The organism is Pseudarthrobacter enclensis, assembly GCF_030811655.1.
GTDB classification, from domain to species: Bacteria; Actinomycetota; Actinomycetes; order Actinomycetales; family Micrococcaceae; genus Arthrobacter; species Arthrobacter enclensis_A.
In genome coordinates this window covers 45,073-61,763 of record NZ_JAUSRE010000009.1, presented here as the reverse complement: position 1 = coordinate 61,763, position 16,691 = coordinate 45,073, and the positions used below count along the sequence as shown (strand labels likewise).

At 65.8% G+C, this 16,691-nt stretch carries 15 protein-coding genes, 1 tRNA gene, 1 other RNA gene and 1 pseudogene; 9 read left to right on the top strand and 9 right to left on the bottom strand.

What is annotated here, in order from left to right:
- Positions 1-18: 18 nt before the first annotated feature.
- Positions 19-115: signal recognition particle sRNA small type (gene ffs, locus J2X98_RS10265), an RNA gene on the bottom strand.
- A gap of 393 nt (positions 116-508) precedes the next feature.
- Here ffs and J2X98_RS10260 point away from each other — a divergent pair.
- Positions 509-593 (top strand) — tRNA-Ser (locus tag J2X98_RS10260).
- Positions 594-672: 79 nt separating this feature from the next.
- Here J2X98_RS10260 and J2X98_RS10255 read toward each other — a convergent pair.
- Positions 673-1,602: an oxygenase MpaB family protein gene (locus tag J2X98_RS10255; protein ID WP_307307498.1), complete on the bottom strand. Its 930-nt coding sequence runs from the start codon at positions 1,600-1,602 to the stop codon at positions 673-675.
- Positions 1,603-1,872: 270 nt separating this feature from the next.
- On the opposite strand from J2X98_RS10255, the pseudogene J2X98_RS10250 reads away from it, so the two are divergent.
- A pseudogene (locus J2X98_RS10250) lies at positions 1,873-2,556 on the top strand (M23 family metallopeptidase); the annotation flags it as partial.
- 71 nt (positions 2,557-2,627) lie between these two features.
- Here J2X98_RS10250 and J2X98_RS10245 read toward each other — a convergent pair.
- Positions 2,628-3,326: a hypothetical protein gene (locus tag J2X98_RS10245; protein ID WP_307307767.1), complete on the bottom strand. Its 699-nt coding sequence runs from the start codon at positions 3,324-3,326 to the stop codon at positions 2,628-2,630.
- Positions 3,327-3,427: 101 nt separating this feature from the next.
- Between J2X98_RS10245 and J2X98_RS10240 the strand changes: the two genes are divergently transcribed.
- Together J2X98_RS10240 and J2X98_RS10235 are read left to right on the top strand one after the other, a co-directional pair.
- Entirely contained in the window at positions 3,428-3,940 is a 513-nt protein-coding gene (locus tag J2X98_RS10240; RefSeq protein WP_141943918.1) for a glutathione peroxidase, read from the top strand.
- 159 nt (positions 3,941-4,099) lie between these two features.
- On the top strand, positions 4,100-5,029 hold the full coding sequence (locus tag J2X98_RS10235; RefSeq protein WP_141943916.1) for a phosphodiesterase: 930 nt from the start codon (positions 4,100-4,102) through the stop codon (positions 5,027-5,029).
- Positions 5,030-5,085: 56 nt separating this feature from the next.
- Here the strand turns inward: J2X98_RS10235 and J2X98_RS10230 are convergent, their stop codons facing one another.
- Both J2X98_RS10230 and J2X98_RS10225 read right to left on the bottom strand, forming a co-directional pair.
- Positions 5,086-6,711, bottom strand: coding sequence for a stealth family protein (locus J2X98_RS10230; protein ID WP_373460862.1), 1,626 nt, complete (start codon positions 6,709-6,711; stop codon positions 5,086-5,088).
- A 93-nt stretch (positions 6,712-6,804) separates the two neighbouring features.
- Positions 6,805-7,734, bottom strand: a complete 930-nt coding sequence (locus J2X98_RS10225; protein WP_307307492.1) for a hypothetical protein — start codon at positions 7,732-7,734, stop codon at positions 6,805-6,807.
- 139 nt (positions 7,735-7,873) lie between these two features.
- Here J2X98_RS10225 and J2X98_RS10220 point away from each other — a divergent pair, with 139 nt between their 5' ends.
- A complete protein-coding gene (locus J2X98_RS10220) occupies positions 7,874-8,173 on the top strand; it encodes a type II toxin-antitoxin system VapB family antitoxin (protein WP_174237612.1) in 300 nt (99 codons plus the stop codon).
- Complete coding sequence (locus tag J2X98_RS10215) at positions 8,166-8,834, top strand: LytR C-terminal domain-containing protein (protein ID WP_307307489.1); 669 nt, start codon at positions 8,166-8,168, stop codon at positions 8,832-8,834. Before J2X98_RS10220 ends, J2X98_RS10215 begins: the two co-directional genes overlap by 8 nt.
- Positions 8,835-8,849: 15 nt before the next feature.
- Here J2X98_RS10215 and J2X98_RS10210 read toward each other — a convergent pair whose 3' ends face one another.
- Positions 8,850-9,500, bottom strand: a complete 651-nt coding sequence (locus tag J2X98_RS10210) for a TetR/AcrR family transcriptional regulator (protein ID WP_141943909.1) — start codon at positions 9,498-9,500, stop codon at positions 8,850-8,852.
- A gap of 35 nt (positions 9,501-9,535) precedes the next feature.
- A complete protein-coding gene (locus J2X98_RS10205; RefSeq protein WP_141943907.1) occupies positions 9,536-10,234 on the bottom strand; it encodes a DsbA family oxidoreductase in 699 nt (232 codons plus the stop codon).
- 215 nt (positions 10,235-10,449) lie between these two features.
- Between J2X98_RS10205 and J2X98_RS10200 the strand changes: the two genes are divergently transcribed.
- Positions 10,450-11,511, top strand: coding sequence for a glycosyltransferase family 4 protein (locus tag J2X98_RS10200; RefSeq protein WP_307307482.1), 1,062 nt, complete (start codon positions 10,450-10,452; stop codon positions 11,509-11,511).
- Between the two features lie 58 nt (positions 11,512-11,569).
- Complete coding sequence (locus tag J2X98_RS10195) at positions 11,570-13,750, top strand: amylo-alpha-1,6-glucosidase (protein WP_307307479.1); 2,181 nt, start codon at positions 11,570-11,572, stop codon at positions 13,748-13,750.
- A gap of 4 nt (positions 13,751-13,754) precedes the next feature.
- Here J2X98_RS10195 and J2X98_RS10190 read toward each other — a convergent pair whose 3' ends face one another.
- Both J2X98_RS10190 and J2X98_RS10185 read right to left on the bottom strand, forming a co-directional pair.
- Positions 13,755-14,288: a GNAT family N-acetyltransferase gene (locus J2X98_RS10190; protein WP_141943900.1), complete on the bottom strand. Its 534-nt coding sequence runs from the start codon at positions 14,286-14,288 to the stop codon at positions 13,755-13,757.
- Between the two features lie 22 nt (positions 14,289-14,310).
- Positions 14,311-15,270: a D-2-hydroxyacid dehydrogenase family protein gene (locus tag J2X98_RS10185; RefSeq protein WP_307307475.1), complete on the bottom strand. Its 960-nt coding sequence runs from the start codon at positions 15,268-15,270 to the stop codon at positions 14,311-14,313.
- A 167-nt stretch (positions 15,271-15,437) separates the two neighbouring features.
- Here J2X98_RS10185 and J2X98_RS10180 point away from each other — a divergent pair, with 167 nt between their 5' ends.
- Positions 15,438-16,607: an MFS transporter gene (locus J2X98_RS10180; RefSeq protein ID WP_307307473.1), complete on the top strand. Its 1,170-nt coding sequence runs from the start codon at positions 15,438-15,440 to the stop codon at positions 16,605-16,607.
- Positions 16,608-16,691: the final 84 nt, after the last annotated feature.

Here is a 16,691-nt window from a genome sequence, read left to right as displayed (position 1 = left end):
GCCGCCCTGTGGGGGAATAGTAAAGACCCCCCATGCACCCGCCAGAGCCCGTCTACCCTTGCTACCTTCCGGTCCTGGGGGAGTTCAACAGGATGACGCCACATGAGGGGCCGTCAGATACTTTACCCGAACATCCGGCGCGACTCGAATCGGCTTTTTGCCAAGTCGACGGCCGCCCGACGGCTGCCCACCTGCGCTTCACAGGCCAGGGACATTGCGGAAATCCATTGCGTATCACTGCGCCAGCCGCGATCATTGGTATGTACACCGATTGGGGCAATCTCAAGGTTGTGAGCTGTGTGGCCTGGCTGAACGGGACGGACCCGGCAGCTCAACGGTGCAACAGGGAATGGGCGCATTGGGGGCGTCCATTTTCACGTTAAGCGGCAGTGGGCATACGGCTGGCAGGGGCATGGAACAGGCCCCGGGAAACCGCATCAACGGAGCCAATTGGGCGATGCGGGAAACTTCAGGTAATCTAGTACCTGCTTTTGATTCAGAAGCAGTTGGAGAATTCGCCTAGCGGCCTATGGCGCACGCCTGGAACGCGTGTTGGGTTAACGCCCTCGGGGGTTCAAATCCCCCATTCTCCGCCGGTCAAGAACCCGGTTCCGGTAACCCTGGAGCCGGGTTCTTGCTTTTAATGCCCGGGACGTGCCTCCGGGGCACCGGTCATGCCACCCGGGGAGAAGGCCCTCCCAGCCGCTGCAGACGCTCCCGGGCTGCCATTTCGCTGGGACCCATCCGCCTGCGGAAGCCACCCAGGGCGACGTGGACGACGCCGAGCACCACCTTCGTGGCCAGCCGCACCGGAAGGGGGAACGGGCCAAGCCGTGGAACCGAGAGTCCCAGCATCTGGCGGTAACGGGGTTCCAGGCTGTAGACGGCGCCGGCGAACAGGACCCGGTAACCGGGCCTCAGCAGGGGATGCAGCGGGGCGTTGCGGATGAATTCCACCGTTTCCTTGACCCTGTCGTCAGCCCTCAGCTGCCCGTACCAACGGTCCAACTGGCGGCGCATCTCCGCTTCGGTCAGCGGCGGCTCTTCCACGCCCATCAGGCGCCCGGCCTGGGCCCACTGCCGGACGTAGGAGTCCGCCCCGCCGGGAATGGGGCCGCCCCAGATCTTATGGGCAGCGAGGAAGCCGTCCGTGAAAGCAAGGTGGATCCAGCCGGCCAGGGCTGGATCGTTGGCGCTGTAAGTGTGCACTTCGCCGTCGTTGCCACTGTAGTTGCCCTGGACGGGCTCATGGAGGCGGCGGACCCGGCTGGTTGCCTCCTCTGCCGCCGCCGTTGACCCATAAGTCACCGTGAAGATCCAGCGGATGGTATTGGCCAGACGCCGGAGCGGGTCTTCGCGGAAGTTGGAGTGCTGATGCACGCCTGCCAGCGCGCCCGGGTGGAGCGACTGCATGAGCAGCGTGCGGATCCCTCCAACGATTGGCGTCATGGATCCGTGCACCGCCCACACCGCCGAACCGGGAAGGTGGTAACCCGCGTCGTCGCCCTCGGCAAGTCGCAGCGTCCAGTCAGGCGGGGCGTCGGCCCTGCCTGAAAAGGTCTTCTTGACTTCGTCCCGCCATGTACGGAGCACATTGCGCATGAGACATTGTTGCCCATTTGTTCAAGCACGGCATGCTGCCCGGCGGACAATTCGGCTGCCTCCCCCTAACGGCCCACAAAAAACCCGCAGTGTCCGGTCCCGGGGTTTCCACCCCCGCCGTCCTGTGTTCCCATGGGACATACCGTCGAGACACCGTGCGGCAGGCCACGTCGTGGAGTCAGTTAATTGGGCAAAAATTCTGTGCCGGGCAAGGGGAAGCCGGACCAACGAACGTTTTCCCACGTTGCCCGTGCCATCGCGGCGGCGGGGATGCTCGCTGCCGCAGTTTGCGCCGTCAATCTTTCTGCAGGCTCCCTTGATACGGGCCTGCTGGCTGGAGCGGTTGTCAAAGCGGGCGCCGGTCCTGGCGCTGCTGCCCCGGCCCGGGCTTCCGGGACCGGAAGCGTTCCCCAGCCGCACGCGGCAGGCTCTCCGCCGTCGTCGGACCAGCTTGTCGCCAGTGCCCTGCCGCCCGCCATCCTCTCCGACCCCCAGGCCGCCCTGGCCTTCCCGCATACTTCCATTGGAGGGTTCGGTCAGGACGGTTCCTTGCTGGCAGTCGGAACCGCAGCAGCGGGAAGGCCATTGGCGGGCTTCCTGATGTCTCCGCTTCAGTTCCTCGATCCCAGTTCACCCTTTGGGTTCAGGGTCAGCCCGATCAGCGGGGCAGCGGGGGACTTCCATCTGGGCCAGGACTTCGCCGCTGCTTGCGGAACGCCGGTCTATGCAGCGGATTCCGGCGTTGTCCGCGCGGCAGGATGGCATCCCTGGGGTGGAGGGAACCGCATAGAAATCGACCACGGCGACGGCCTCATCACCACGTACAACCACCTTGAGTCCATTGGTGTCCACACCGGCGACAGGGTGCAGGCAGGGCAGGCCATCGCCCGCGTGGGCACCACCGGGTGGTCCACGGGGTGCCACCTGCATTTCGAGTCCATCCTCAACGGGCGCTACACCAACCCAATGCGGTGGAGCTTCCTCCAGCTCCGGGCACTGAACCAGCCGCTTGCGGACTTGGTGTCCTATGCGCCCGGCCAGGGGCTGTCCGCAGGCATGATCAGCTGGACCATCCCCCTCCAGGTGGACACCAGCTCGGGGTTCCCTGCGGCCGGCCTCCAGATGTCGCCCTTCCCGGCGGTGCTGCCGCCTGCCCCCGCGCCATTGCCGTGGGAGGCGACGGGCGCAATGCTTCCGCCTCCCGGCGTGCAGTTGACGACGACGGACCAACCACCTGCGCAACCTTCCGCAAGCGCCGTGCCACCTTCCTCAGGGCCTGCTCCCAGCGATCCGGCACCTTCCCTGACGGACACGGCAAGCCCTTCACCGTCCACGGCTCCGCCTGCGTCCACTGACCCGGTAAGCCCGTCGCCCTCGCCGACGTCGTCGCCGTCGCCGTCGCCGACGCCGACGCCGACTCCCTCGCCAACGCCTACTGCGCCTGCCCCTACCGATCCGGTAGCCACTGACCCGGTGAGCCCGTCGCCGACTGACTCTGCAACTCCGCTGCCTACTGCGCCTGCTCCCGCCCCGGTGCCAACGGCGGTTGAACCCGTCCCCACGCCCACAATGGTGGCACCGGCACCGGCACCGGCACCGGCACCGGCACCGGCGCCGGCACCCGAGCCCACAACGGCGCCCGCGCCCACAACGTCGGCGCCGGCACCCGCGCCGGTGCCTTCGCCGACGGCTCTAACTCCAGTGCCTCCGGCGGTTGAGCCCACGCCCGCGCCTACTGCAAGCGAACCCGCGGCAACCACGCCGCCGGCCTAGGAAATCCCGCGGGGGGACCCGTACGCCGGGGGATCGGCGACGAATTGCCTTTATGGAGATTTTTTCGCAGACGCGCCGCCCCCGTCCCCTCTATCCGATCCCGCTGATACTCAATGACGGCACCCGGACCAACTTCGGCCAGTTCGAAGGGAAAGTGGTCCTGGTAGTCAACGTGGCATCCAACTGCGGCTTCACCCGACAGTACGCCGGACTCGAAGCCCTCTACGGCAAATTCCGGGATCGTGGTTTCGAGGTGCTGGGCGTTCCCTGCAACCAGTTCGCTGGCCAGGAGCCCGGTACCGACAGTGAAATAGCGGATTTCTGCGAGCGGAACTTCGGGGTCACCTTCACGCTGACGGCCAAGTCCGACGTACGTGGCAGGAACCAACACATGCTCTACACCGAGCTCACCAAGTTCAGGACCGGCCTGCTGCCGGGGATCGTGAAGTGGAACTTCGAGAAATTCCTGGTGAGCCGTGAGGGCGACGTGGTGGCCCGGTTTGCCCCTACGGTGGAGCCGGATTCCCTTGAGGTCATCGATGCGATTGAAGAAGCGCTTGGGTAAACGCGTTCTCGGCGAATGAGATCTGCAAAAGCGCAGTTCTTCCAACTTTTTCCACATCAGCTACGGCGATTTACCCCATGTTTGCCAAATGTCTGATTGGATAAATATTACTGAAGGGTACAAGGGAAGAGAGCCTTCCCACCGACCATAGAGGTAGCAATGGAGCACATCGAGGCCGAACATCCCCGGCCACGCCACTTCCTACTCCACCTGAGCGATCCCCACTTGTTGGGAGGTCCGGACCCCCTCTACGGATCAGTCGACAGCGAAGCCAGGCTCATCCAGCTCTTCGACGAAGTCAAAGCGTCCGGGGCCAAGCCTGAAGCCGTGATTTTCACCGGCGACCTTGCTGACAAGGGGGATCCGGAAGCCTACGTAAAGCTCCGGGCCATCGTCGATCCTGCCTGCAAGGAACTCGGTGCCAAGGTCATCTGGGCCATGGGCAACCACGACGACCGCGCCAACTTCCGCAGGGGGCTGCTTGACCAGCCCGGCACCGATGAACCGGTGGACCACAGCTACTTCATCAACGGGCTGCGGGTCATCACCCTGGACACCACGGTCCCGGGTTACCACCACGGCGAACTGAGCCCGTCGCAGCTGGAGTGGCTGGCCGAACAGCTGGAAACACCGGCCCCGGATGGCACCATCCTGGCCCTCCACCATCCTCCGGTCCCTTCCGTGCTGGATCTTTCGGTCCTGGTGGAACTGCGCGACCAGGCGTCGCTGGCAGCAGTGGTGCGAAACTCTGATATCCGCACCATCCTCGCCGGCCACCTCCACTACTCCACTACCGCCAGCTTCGCCGGAGTTCCCGTCTCGGTTGCGTCCGCATCCTGCTACACCCAGGACCTGAACGTTCCGGTGGGAGGCACGCGCGGGCAGGACGGCGGCCAGGCATTCAACCTTGTGCACGTGTACGAGCACACGATCGTACATTCCGTGGTTCCCCTCGGCAGTGCGCCCACTGTTGGCGAGTACGTGTCACCCGAAGAGACTGCCCGGCGGCTGGCCGAGGCAGGTATCCGGATTCCTGAGACCACCAAGCAGCGCGGCAACGCCAAACTCGGGATCTCCTCCGGTCGCTAGGACCTGTCCTTAGGGGGGTCGGTCCTGGTTTTGACGGCCCCCCGGCCAGGGCCGGCTTACTTTTCCCAGGGCGCCTTGATGGGGAAATACCGCTCCAGGAAGTCCGTTACCACTTCGGCGCGCTCGTCCGCGCTGACCTCAGGGAAGCTGCCGTCGTTCAGGCAGAAGAAGTCCATGTTCCGCTTGGCGAGCAGCTTGGGCAGGTACTTGAGTCCGGACCGCAGCGTGGTGTCCACGTAGCGCACCTTGGCGGCCGTCTGTGTAACGGCCCGTCCGGTGAGCAGTGCGTAGTAGTGGTAGAACGAGTTGGTCACCGAGATGTTGTCCGCAGCACGGAACCGGCTGGCCGCTGTCTTGCGGAACTCCTCGGGGAATTCTTCCTCCATCTGTGCAACCAGGCTGCGGCGCAGCGGCGCGGCAGTGTGTTCCAGGTGACGGGTGGTGATCCGGCCGAACCTGTTCCACAGCAGCTTGCGGTTCACACGGGCAGCGTTTTCGAACCCGCTGCGTTCCGCATCGTTCTCACCCAGGCCAATCCTGGTTTCAGCCTCGATGAACTTGGTGATGCCGCCCGGGGTGAAGAACATGTCCGGTCCCACGGGGCGGCCAAAGAACATGTCGTCATTCGAGTAGAGGAAGTGCTCGGACAACCCCTCAATATGGTGCAGTTGGCATTCCACGGCCTGGGAGTTGTGGGTGGGCAGCACGGAGGGATCGGAGAAGAACTCTTCGCTTCGCACGATGGTCACGGACGGGTGGTCTGCCAGCCAGGCGGGAGCCGGGGAGTCCGTTGCGATGAAGATACGGCGGATCCACGGCGCAAACATATAAACGGACCGCAGGGCGTACTTGAGTTCGTTGATCTGCCGGAACCGTGCCTCGTGGTCGTCGCCTTCGCCCAGGATATGTCCCTTTTGCTGGGCCCGGCGCGCCGCGATGTATTCGGGGGAGCTGCCGTCCACCCAGGAGAAGACGATGTCGATGTCGAAGCTGATGTCGCTCGCGTGATCGGCGAACATGTTCTCGATGGTGGGCCACGTGTGCCCGTAGCGCTCCACGGTCCCGCGGACCGCGTCCTGGCGCAGCAGCGTCCTGCGGGTCAGGGAGTTTTCGATGGGAAGGATCAGCTGTTCGCCTTCGAAGGCCCACAGTTCAATCTGCACGCCGGCGGAGGCTCCGAACTCGAACCCGCCGACAGGTTCCACCCGCGGCCGGTACAGGCGGAAGATCCGGCCCTGCCGGTTGGGGGACAGCTCGCCGTCGGCCACCAGGACGGACGTCTTCTTCTTGGCGTCCACCGTCATGGAGTAGAAGGGCTCGTCGCGGCACGCCTCCACCAGCGCGGCCCGGAGCTTTTTCCGGTCCTTCCAGTCCAGGGCCAGCACCGGCCGGTCGTTGTTGCCGCGGACCAGCAGGTACGAAAGGTCAGCGTTGGCCAGGACATTGCGCAGGAACAGCAGGTCTTCCACCATGGCCTGGTAGGGGGTCCGGGTGTCATTGATCAGGGCATAGCGGCCCTTGTGCCGGACGACGTCCGGCCGGTGGCTGAGCCGCTGCTCCGCCGCCGCAGACGTTATCTCGGCGTGAAATTGTTCCTCCACGGACGCCTGGCCGCCGTAGTAGACCTCGTCCTGGACCGGTGCTTCTGTAATGGTTGTCTCCGCGCTGCTGGAAGTGGGCATTCTTAACTGCATGATAGTCCTGCCGGAGTAACAGCAGGTTTCGGGAGCCGGTGGCGCCTCCCGGTGGGCGTGCGACGGCGGTCCGGCAGGGACTCAGATGCCCAGCGCCTCCCGCCAGGCGCGCAGGAAGGCGCCGCCGGCGTCGTCGTGGATCACCGTGGCCTCCAGCCCGAGGTCCACGGCGGTCAGCACCGGGTAGGGTTTGCTGGGCACCCCGTCCGCAGGTCGCACGTCAACGTGCTTAACGGGGTGGTCGTTGTGGTGCAGCCAGTCCGCCATGGCGTAATCCGTGCGGGAATCGCCCACGGTGCGCCATGCCTGCGGCGTGATGCCCTGGGCTGCAAGGAGTTCCACTGCGCGGCTGGCGCCCAGGTCCTTCCCCAGCCGCACCGATTCGATGTCTGTGGAGATGATGGTGGGGTCGACGCGGTAGTCCACTTCGTCGTCGGAGTTCGGCACGTGGTGGTCCAGCCGAACAACGCCCAGACCGTGGCGCACCATCAGCTCCATGGCCTCGGCGTCGAAGAGCTTCTGCTCTGCCAGGTAGTCGGCACTGGGAACGTCGATGTGCTGCTCCACGGACACCATGGCGCGCTTGGTTTCGTCAAAGAACATGTGGGCGGCATAGTTCTCGGCCACCAGCCGGCGGATGTCATCGCCGTACGCCGCCGGAACGGCAAGCTCCCGGTCCACGTGGACGGGACCGGGCCCGGCCGAGGTGTAGCTGAACCACACGGCACCCTTTTCGCAGATGGCGTGGATGACCGTGCCTGCCGGAATCCCGGCGGCGATCATCGGCTCCATGACCTGCTCCCGGATGAAGGCATCGGAACGGCCGGTGTTGAAGATGACCGGTATTCCGGCCGCGGCAAGGGCCACCAGGTCAAGGATGATGTCCGGCTTGACGTCGCGGGTCAGCGGGCTTGCCACCGGCCCGTCCACGTCCAGCAGGAGCGCCAGCGGCGGTGCGGACGGCAGGCGGATTCCGGGCGCGGGCACGGCGGGGGACTCGGATGCTGTCATGGGTCCATTGTCTCAGCAGGAATGTCCGCCCGCGTGCTGCCTGGGGCGGCGGGCGGCGTATGGTCACTGTTTGGCTACAACCTGGCGGCGGCCAGCCCTGCCACTTTCGCTGCGGCACCTCGGTGCCTACTGTGGCATGGTGATATTCAAAGCTGTGGGCGAGGGCCGCCCTTACCCCGACCATGGTTACAACACACCCAAGCAGTGGGCGTCCCTGCCGCCGCGTCCGGTGCGCCTGGACGAACTGGTGACCACCAAGCGCACCCTGGACCTTGAAGCGCTGCTGGCCGAGGATTCCACGTTTTTCGGTGACCTGTTCCCGCACGTGGTGCAGTACAAGGGGACCCTCTACCTGGAGGATGGCCTGCACCGTGCGGTCCGGACCGCACTGCACCAGCGCACCGCGATCCACGCCAGGGTCCTGGTGCTCGATGGCTAGGAACCGGGCCAAGGATCCCAGCATCCTTCATGGCCACCATGTTGTTTCCGGCGCCGAGCTGCGCGCCGCCATGGAGGCGGCCAGGGACGCCGACGAGACCGCCCGCGTCCGCCGCCGCGTACTGCACGCAGTAGTGCTGGTCCTGCTGATCGGCCTGATCGGCGCGGGCATTATTACTGCGCTGGCCATCATCAATGGCCGGCTGAGAATTCCCACGGCCGAGCCTGCCCCCACGCCGGTTGCCTCGTGCCCGGCCACAATGTTCGACTACACGCCCAACGACAAGGTCAACCTCAACGTCTTCAACTCCACCAGCCGGCCGGGGCTGGCCAAGTCCGTGGCGGATGAGTTCGCGGCACGCAAGTTCGCGGTGGGGAACGTTTCGAACATCAATGCCGGCTACCGGGGTGTCGCGGAGGTAGTGTCGGGGCCGGCCGGGCAGCCGGCGGCATTCACAGTGCAGCGGAACCTGCAGGGTTCGGACTACTTCGAGGACGGCCGGACGGACGCCGGTGTCGACGTGATCCTGGCACAGGACTACAAGGCGCTCGTCCCGCCGGAACTGGTGGACCAGACACCCGGCAAGCTCAGCTGCCCCCGAGAGAACCGGCGAGTAGCGGACTTGGACAAACTGCCCGTCAGTCCCACCGCAGCATCCTGACGTCCCGGGCGACTCTCAGCCGGCCACTGCCGGGATCTGGGCCACGCGGATGGGCCGGCCGTCGTCGTCGAACCTTGCGCCGGCGCCGAGCTGGATGAACCGCACGGTCCTGGCCACGCGTGCTTCCAGCTCCGCCGGCTCGTCGCTGCCCCTCGCCGCACTGGAGGACAGGGTGCCGAGGATCAACTGGGACTGCTGGCCCACATCCGCCACCGGCAGGTAGCCCTGCTCCATGCCGTCGGCAAGGATGCCCTGCAGCAGGACACTGAGCTCACCCACGTGGTCCGAAAGCTTGGCAAAGGACGACGGCGACAGGACCGCCCCCATGGCGGGTCCCGGCGGGAGGTGGCGGCGGGAGAGGTCCACCACCTGTGCGCGGACGTACAGCGCCAGGCGGTCCACCGGGTTCTCGAGGCGTTGGAGCGACTCGCGCAGATCGGAAAGGAATTTCTCTGTCTCATCCAGGGCGTAGGAGATCAGGAGTTCTTCAATGTCCGCGTAGTAGTTGTAGACGGCGGTCCGGCCAATGCCTGCGTGCCGGGCCACATCCGTCATGGTCAGCCCCGGAAGCCCGTGGGTAAACAGGAGCTCGCCGAAAGCGGTGAGGATGCGGCGCTGGGTCTCCGCGCGTTGTTCGGCGTTACTGGCCGCTGAAATCCTGGGCATACAGACACTTTACCGCGATGTGTCAGTAAAATCCGCTAAACCGTGCAGCCGTCCGGGCCGCAGGCTTCGGCCTCGGAAGAGTTGACAAGCACCAGGGGGTTGGCGTCCTGCCATGCCTGGTTGAGCGCCGCAGTGAACGTTTCCGTGGGCTGGGCGCCGGACAGCCCGAACTTCCGGTCGATCACGAAGAACGGAACGCCGCTGATGCCCAGGGCCCGGGCCTCCTGGAAGTCGTGCCGGACCTCATCCGAGTACTTGTCCGTGGTGAAAAGCTGCTCCACCTCGTCGGCCGGCAAGCCCAGGTCGCCGGCCAGGGCGGAAAGGTACCCGCGGCTGCCGATGTCCTTGCCGTGTTCGAAGTGGTCGCTGAGCAGCCGTTCCTTGGCGGCATCCTGCTGTCCATGGGCCGCGGCAAGGTGGATCAGGCGGTGCGCGGTGAAGCTGTTGGCCACCACTACTTGGTCGAAGTGGTAGTCCAGGCCTTCACCCTTTGCCTGCGCTGCCACATGGTCGAACATCTCGGAAACCTGCCGGGCCGGCATGCCCTTGCGGCTGCTCAGGTACTCCAGCTCGGTGCCGTCGTAGTGTTCGGGCAACGTGGGGTCCAGCTGGTAGCTGCGCCACACCACGTCCACGGCGTCACGGTGGGGGAACGCCGCCAGGGCTGCCTCGAACCGGCGCTTGCCAATGAAGCACCACGGGCAGGCAACGTCGGACCAGATCTCAATCTTCATGCCTTGGACAACCCGGCTGTGGCTGCTGCCATTCCGGCCGCCCGCTATGAGATACCCCACAAACAGGTCTTGTGGCCGGGGCCGTCGTGGGCAATAGTTCTGAAGTAGGTGAAGCAGACGCCACAAACATAGAACACCACGGGACCTGCATGTCCCGCGGCGGGAAGTGCCTGGCGGCTGGGGAGTCCGGGCCTCGTTTTCCCAGGAGGCCAGATATGCGAATTGGACTTATTGCCGGACCATGGATTCCCATTCCTCCGGGCACCTACGGAGGCATCGAAAGGGTTGTGGATACTTTGGCGCGGGGCTTCGTGTCCGCCGGCCACGAGGTGCTGCTTGCGGCGCCCACCGAAAGCACCTGCCCCGTTCCGCTGGTGCCTGGCATGCGCCCCGCGTCCCGGGATGAGCTTGGCTTAACCATGTCCGAGCTCAGCCACGTGATCCGGGCCTACAAGGGGCTGCAGGACGTGGACATCATTCACGACCATACGCTGGCGGGTCCTCTCTACGCCGGCCGTCCCGCCAATGTCCCGGTGGTCACCACCATCCACGGCCCCCTCCACAAGGAAGCGGAGGACCTCTACCGGGCCATGGCGCAGGGTGTGGCCATCGTGGCGATCTCCCGTGACCAGGCGTCGCACGCTCCGGAGGTCCCTGTCACCCAGGTGATCCACCATGGCATGGACGTTTCCGCGGTCCCTGTCGGCAGTGGCCGTGGCGGGTATCTATGTTTCGTGGGGCGCGCCTGCCCGGACAAGGGACTGTTGGAGGCCATCACCATCGCCCGGGACGTGGGTATGCACCTCAAGATCGCCGTCAAGATGCGGGAGCCCGACGAGGTCCGCTACTTCCGGGAAGTCATCGAACCGATACTCGGTCCCAACGAGGACTTCGTGGGTGAAGTCGACGATGCCACCAAGTACCGCCTCATGGGTGAGGCTGCGGCTTTCCTCAACCCCATCCAGTGGTCAGAACCCTTCGGGTTGGTGATGATCGAGGCGCTGGCCACCGGAACTCCCGTCGTCGGGACGCGGATCGGCTCAGCCCCTGAGATTGTGGAGCACGGCCGGACGGGTTTCCTGGGGCGGACGGAGGAACTGCCTGGCTTTGTTGAGGCGGCCGCAGCCCTCAACAGGGAACGTTGCCGGGCATCGGTGGAGGAGCGGTTCAGTGCCCGGCGGATGGTGGCGCAGCATCTCAGGCTCTTTGATGACCTGCTGGCCGGGAGATTGCCGGGAGGGGTTCCGGTTACCACGCCTGTGCACCAAAATCGTTAAGGGGGCGGGCGGCCATTCGGCTCCCCGGCAGCAATCCGCCTGAGAAGGGAGTCCTTCCATGACCGCCTGGAACGAAGATAATGAGGCCTCGGGCTCTGACGTCGGCGCCGTCACCGTCCTGGAAGGTTCTTCCTTTTGTATTTCGGCGGGGACCGGCGACATCAGTCCCGACGGCGGCACGAACGGCGCGTTCTACCAGGACACCCGGATCGTTTCGCGCTGGGTGCTGCGCATCAACGGCTCGCGGCGCGAACCATTGTCAGCCCAAAAGCCGCAGCCTTTCGAGGCGACATTTGTCGGCCGGGCCACCTGGCCGGGAGGCCGGTTCGATAGTCCCCTGGTAGTGCGCCAGGTCCGCCACATCGGGCCGGGCCTGCAGGACGACATCACCCTGCAGAACTATGCCGCGGAGCCCGTTGAGTGTGCCATCGAACTTCTCGTGGACGCAGACCAGGCCGACCTCTTCGACGTGAAAGGCGGCCGGACAACAGGCCCCGATGACACAACCCGCACCGTGACGGATGGAAAGCTCATCATTGAAGCGTCGCGGCACGGCCAGCAGCGGGGTTCCGCCATCGGGGCCCGGGGTGCTGAGGTGGGGACCGACGGGCTCCGGTTCAACGTCACCGTTCCGGCCCGCGGCAAATGGAGCACCAGCGTCATCGTGGTGCCGCTGGTCAACGGGGAAGCTCCGGAAAAGCCCTTCACCGAAGGCCAGCTCCCGCACCACCGTGAAGGCGTGCGGCGCCACCTGGCCTGGGAGGAGAACGTGCCGCGGATCAGCATCGAGGACACCAGCTTCCAGAACGTGCTCAACCGCAGCCAAAGTGACCTTGGTTCACTCCGGATCTTCGATGCCCACCATCCCAACCGCGCCGCAGTCGCGGCGGGGGCGCCCTGGTTCATGGCGCTGTTCGGGCGGGACTCGCTGCTCACGTCCTACATGAGCATGATGGTCAACCCCAATCTCGCCTTGGGCACGCTGCAGACCCTGGCCAGTATCCAGGGGAAGAAGGTGGACGTGGACTCCGAGGAGGAACCGGGCCGCATTCCCCATGAGGTGCGGCTGGGCGTCACTGCCGGCCTGTCGCTGGGCGGCACCGCGTACTACGGCACGGCCGACGCCACCCCGCTCTTCGTATCCACCCTGGGCGAGTTGAGCCGGTGGGGGTTGTCACGGGACGCGATCCAGCCGCTGCTGGCGCACGCGGACCGCGCCCTGGAATGGATCGAAAAGTACGGCGACCGCGACGGTGACGGCTTCGTGGAATACCTGCGGCCCAACGATCATGGCCTGGTCAACCAAGGCTGGAAGGACTCCTGGGACGGCATCAATTTCGCGGACGGGACCATCGCGGAAGCCCCGATCGCGCTCTGCGAAGTCCAGGCCTATGTCTACTCCGCCTACCTTGGCAGGTCGCTGCTGGCCCACTGGACCGGAGATTCGGACCTGGAAAAACACTGGGCCGACAAGGCGGCAGCCTTCAAGGAGGAGTTCAACAAGAAGTTCTGGCTTCCTGACAAGGGCTATTTTGCGGTGGCGCTGGACAAGGACAAACGGCACGTCGATGCGCTGACGTCAAACATCGGACACTGCCTGTGGACGGGCATCGTGGACGAGGACAAAGCAACGTCCGTCATGGAAAACCTGATGTCCCCGCAGATGTTCACGGGCTGGGGCATCCGCACCCTCGCCTCCGACATGGGCGCCTACAACCCCGTCAGCTACCACAACGGCTCGGTGTGGCCACACGACACTGCGCTGGTAGCCACGGGGCTGATGCGCTACGGGTTCGTGGACGAGGCCAAGAGGGTGGCCCTGGGAATCCTCGATGCTGCCGAGCATTTTGACGGCCGGCTGCCGGAGCTGTTCTGCGGATTCGACCGCGGCGAGTTTCCCGGCCCTGTCCCGTATCCCACCGCATGCTCACCGCAGGCCTGGGCCGCGGCCGCACCGGTTCAGCTTGCGCGGATCCTGCTGCGGTTCGACCCCGTGTTCACCCGCGGGGTGGTGCACTTGGCGCCGATCCTGCCGGAGTCCGTGGGTTCGTTCAGGGCCGAAAACGTCCTGCTGGATACGAGCCGGGTGACCATCAGCGCCGCAGGATCGAGCGGCACCATCGAGGGCCTCCCGCCTGGGCTGAAGCTCCTGTCCGAACCCCGGCCGCCGCTGGCCTACCCGCTGGAGGAAGCAGTGGCAGGCCCCGGCATCCGAAAGCTGCATCAACCGGAGATGTGAGCGGTTACGGCAGGGGACGCTCCAGCACGAAGTCGTGCTCGATCGTGCTGCCCAGCCGGAACGACTTGGTGCCCACCTTCCGGAAGCCGGACTTTTCGTAGAACCGGATGGCGCGGGCATTCTGGCTGTTCACACCGAGCCACGCCCCGGCGCCGCCGGATGCTGCGGCCGCCGCCAGGGTGGCGTGCATGAGCTCAGCGGCGGCGCCCAGCCCGTGGTAGTCGGGGTGGACGTAGCATTTGCTGATTTCCACGGACGGCAGCAGGGACAGGACGGAGGCAACGTCCGGGTCGGTGGCCGGCCGGTCCACCAGCAGGCTGTAGCCGTTGAGCTGCCCGTCCGCGTCGACGACCAGGACGGTGATGTCCGGGTCGGCGAGGTAGTCCGCGAAGTGTTCTTCACTGAGCGTGTTGGCCAGGTGCGCGGCAATGTCGGAAGGTGACGACGACGGCGGGCAGGCCAGCGGAAAGGTGACGGCCGCCAGCGCGGCGAGCGGGCCGGCGTCGTCCGCTGTTGCCGTGCGGATGGTGTGGGTCATGGGGTTTGCTCCGGGCTGTGGGTCAGGCGGTGATGGTGCGGATGGGGGAGCCGGCCAGCCAGGCGGTGACGTCCTCAAGGGCGCCACCGTAGAACTGCCGGTAGCTTTCCTGGGTGACGTAGCCCAGATGGGGCGAAAGCACGGTGTTCGGCGCTGCCAGGAGCGGATGCCCTGCCTGCAGCGGTTCCTGGTCGAAGACGTCCAGGGCCGCGCCGCGGATCCAGCCTTCGTTCAGCGCCCTGATCAGTGCCTCCTGGTCCACCAGGGGGCCGCGTGCGGTGTTGACAAGGATGCCTTCGGGGCCCAGCAGCCGCAGCTCGGCCTCGCCCACTGTGTTCTCGGTCCTGGGGGAGAGCCGCAGGTGGAGGGTGGCGACGTCGGCCACCCTGAAAAGTTCCTCCTTGGACACCAGCCGCGCGCCGGCGTCGGCAGCCGCTTGGGCGGTGAGGTTCTGGCTCCACGCCACCACGTTCATCCCGAACGCCTGTCCGTAGGCCGCTATCCGCCTGCCGATCTTCCCCAGCCCCACAATGCCAATTGTCTTCCCGGCCAGCTCCAGGCCCACGGTCGACTGCCATGTGCCTGCCCGGAGCGAGTTCTCCTCTGCAGGAAGGTGACGGGCGATGGCCAGCAAAAGCGCCCACGTGAGTTCCGGCGCCGCGGTGGGCGATCCGGGGGTACCGCACACCGTCACACCATGGTCGGTGGCGGCTGCCAGGTCTATGGAGGCGTTGGCCATGCCGGTGGTGACCAGCAGCTCAAGGGCCGGTAACTTCTCGAACACCTCCCGCGGGAACGCCGTCCGCTCACGCATGGCGATCACCATGGTGGTGTCCGCCAGGGCCGAGACAAGGGCGTCCCGGGACGTGAAGGCCTCGCGGTATGACGTCACCTTGACGCCCTCCGCTTCCAGGGCTGCGAAGTCGGCGAAGCCGTGGGCCACGTCCTGGTAATCGTCGAGGATGGCTAGGCGGTGCGTCATGGTTGTCCTTCGCAGTGTCCTACGTCCCGGGGTCAGTTTCATCGTATGGCAGGGCTGGGCGGGCGGGTGCCTGAAACCCCGGCAACGCGGAGCGTGATAGCAATGGGAGTGATGAATCCACGCCCATTCCCGATTTTGCCCCAGTGAGCGGCCGCGTCCTTTCCCGTATGCCGAAAAGCTGGGTCCTGCTGGCCTGCATCGGCCTGCTGGCTCTGAACCTCCGCGGCCCCTTCGTTGCCGTCGCGCCCCTGGTGGGCCTGATGCAGGCGGAACTGCACTTTTCGCCGGTCATGCTGGGCCTGTTGACGAGCATCCCGGTGCTCTGCTTTTCGCTGGCGGCGCCGCTTGCCTCCCTGGCCGCCCGTAAGTTCGGTGCCGAGTTCGCCGTGACGCTCACCATCGTGGGCGTTCTGGCAGGGGTGGTGGTGCGCTCCGCGGGAGGACCGGCGCTGGTGGTGGCCGGCACGGTGGTGATCGGGGTGGCCATCACCATTGGCAATATCGCGGTGCCGTTGATCATCCGCCGCGACTTTGCTCCCCGCAGGCAGGGGACGGCAATGGGAATCTACACCGCTGCGCTGAACATCGGGTCCTTCCTGACCTCGGTGATCATGGCCCCGCTGGCGGCCGTGACGGGGTGGCGGCTGGCCCTGGCCGCCGTCGCCGTCCTTGCGGTTGCCGCCGTGGCGGTCTGGGTCCTGGCGGTAGGGCCCAGGACGGCATTCCTTGCCGAGGGGGAGGACGGCGGCGACCCGCCCCTGGCCAGGGCGGCTGGTTCCGGCTGGACCACGTTCGGGCTCACGGCTGGTTTCGGCGGCCAGGCCTTCTCCTACTACGGCGTCACGGCGTGGCTGCCCAGCTACCTGCACGATGAGCTGGGAATGAACGCCGCCCAAGCCGGCGCCGCGTCCTCGATCTTCCAGATCCTGGCCATCGTGGGCGGGCTCGGTGTGCCCTTTGCCGCCAAGTACATGAGTACGACGGCGGTGGCGGTCACCTTGGGAACGTTGTGGCTTGCCGTTCCGGTGGGGCTGCTTTTCCTGCCGCAGCTGTGGTGGCTGTGGTCCACTTCCGGTGGCATCGCCCAGGGCGGCGGCATCACCCTGATCTTCATCGCCATCATCAAGCTGGCCCGGGACCAGGCCTCGGCCGGCCGGATGTCCGCCACCGTCCAGGGCCTTGGCTACTGCCTCGCCGCGGTGGCCCCGCCGCTGGTGGGCTTCGTCCACGACAGCTCGGAGTCGTGGACACCCGCCCTGCTGGTCATCCTGGTGTCGGTGCTGACCTTCTTCGCCAGCACCACCCTCTCCGTGCGCAAGGTGCCGAAGGGCCGCTAAGGCGGCGTCCGCCGTCGAACGTTCCCCTGAACCCCGCTCACGTTCTGCAACGAATACGACGACGCCCGCTCACTTTCAAGGGAA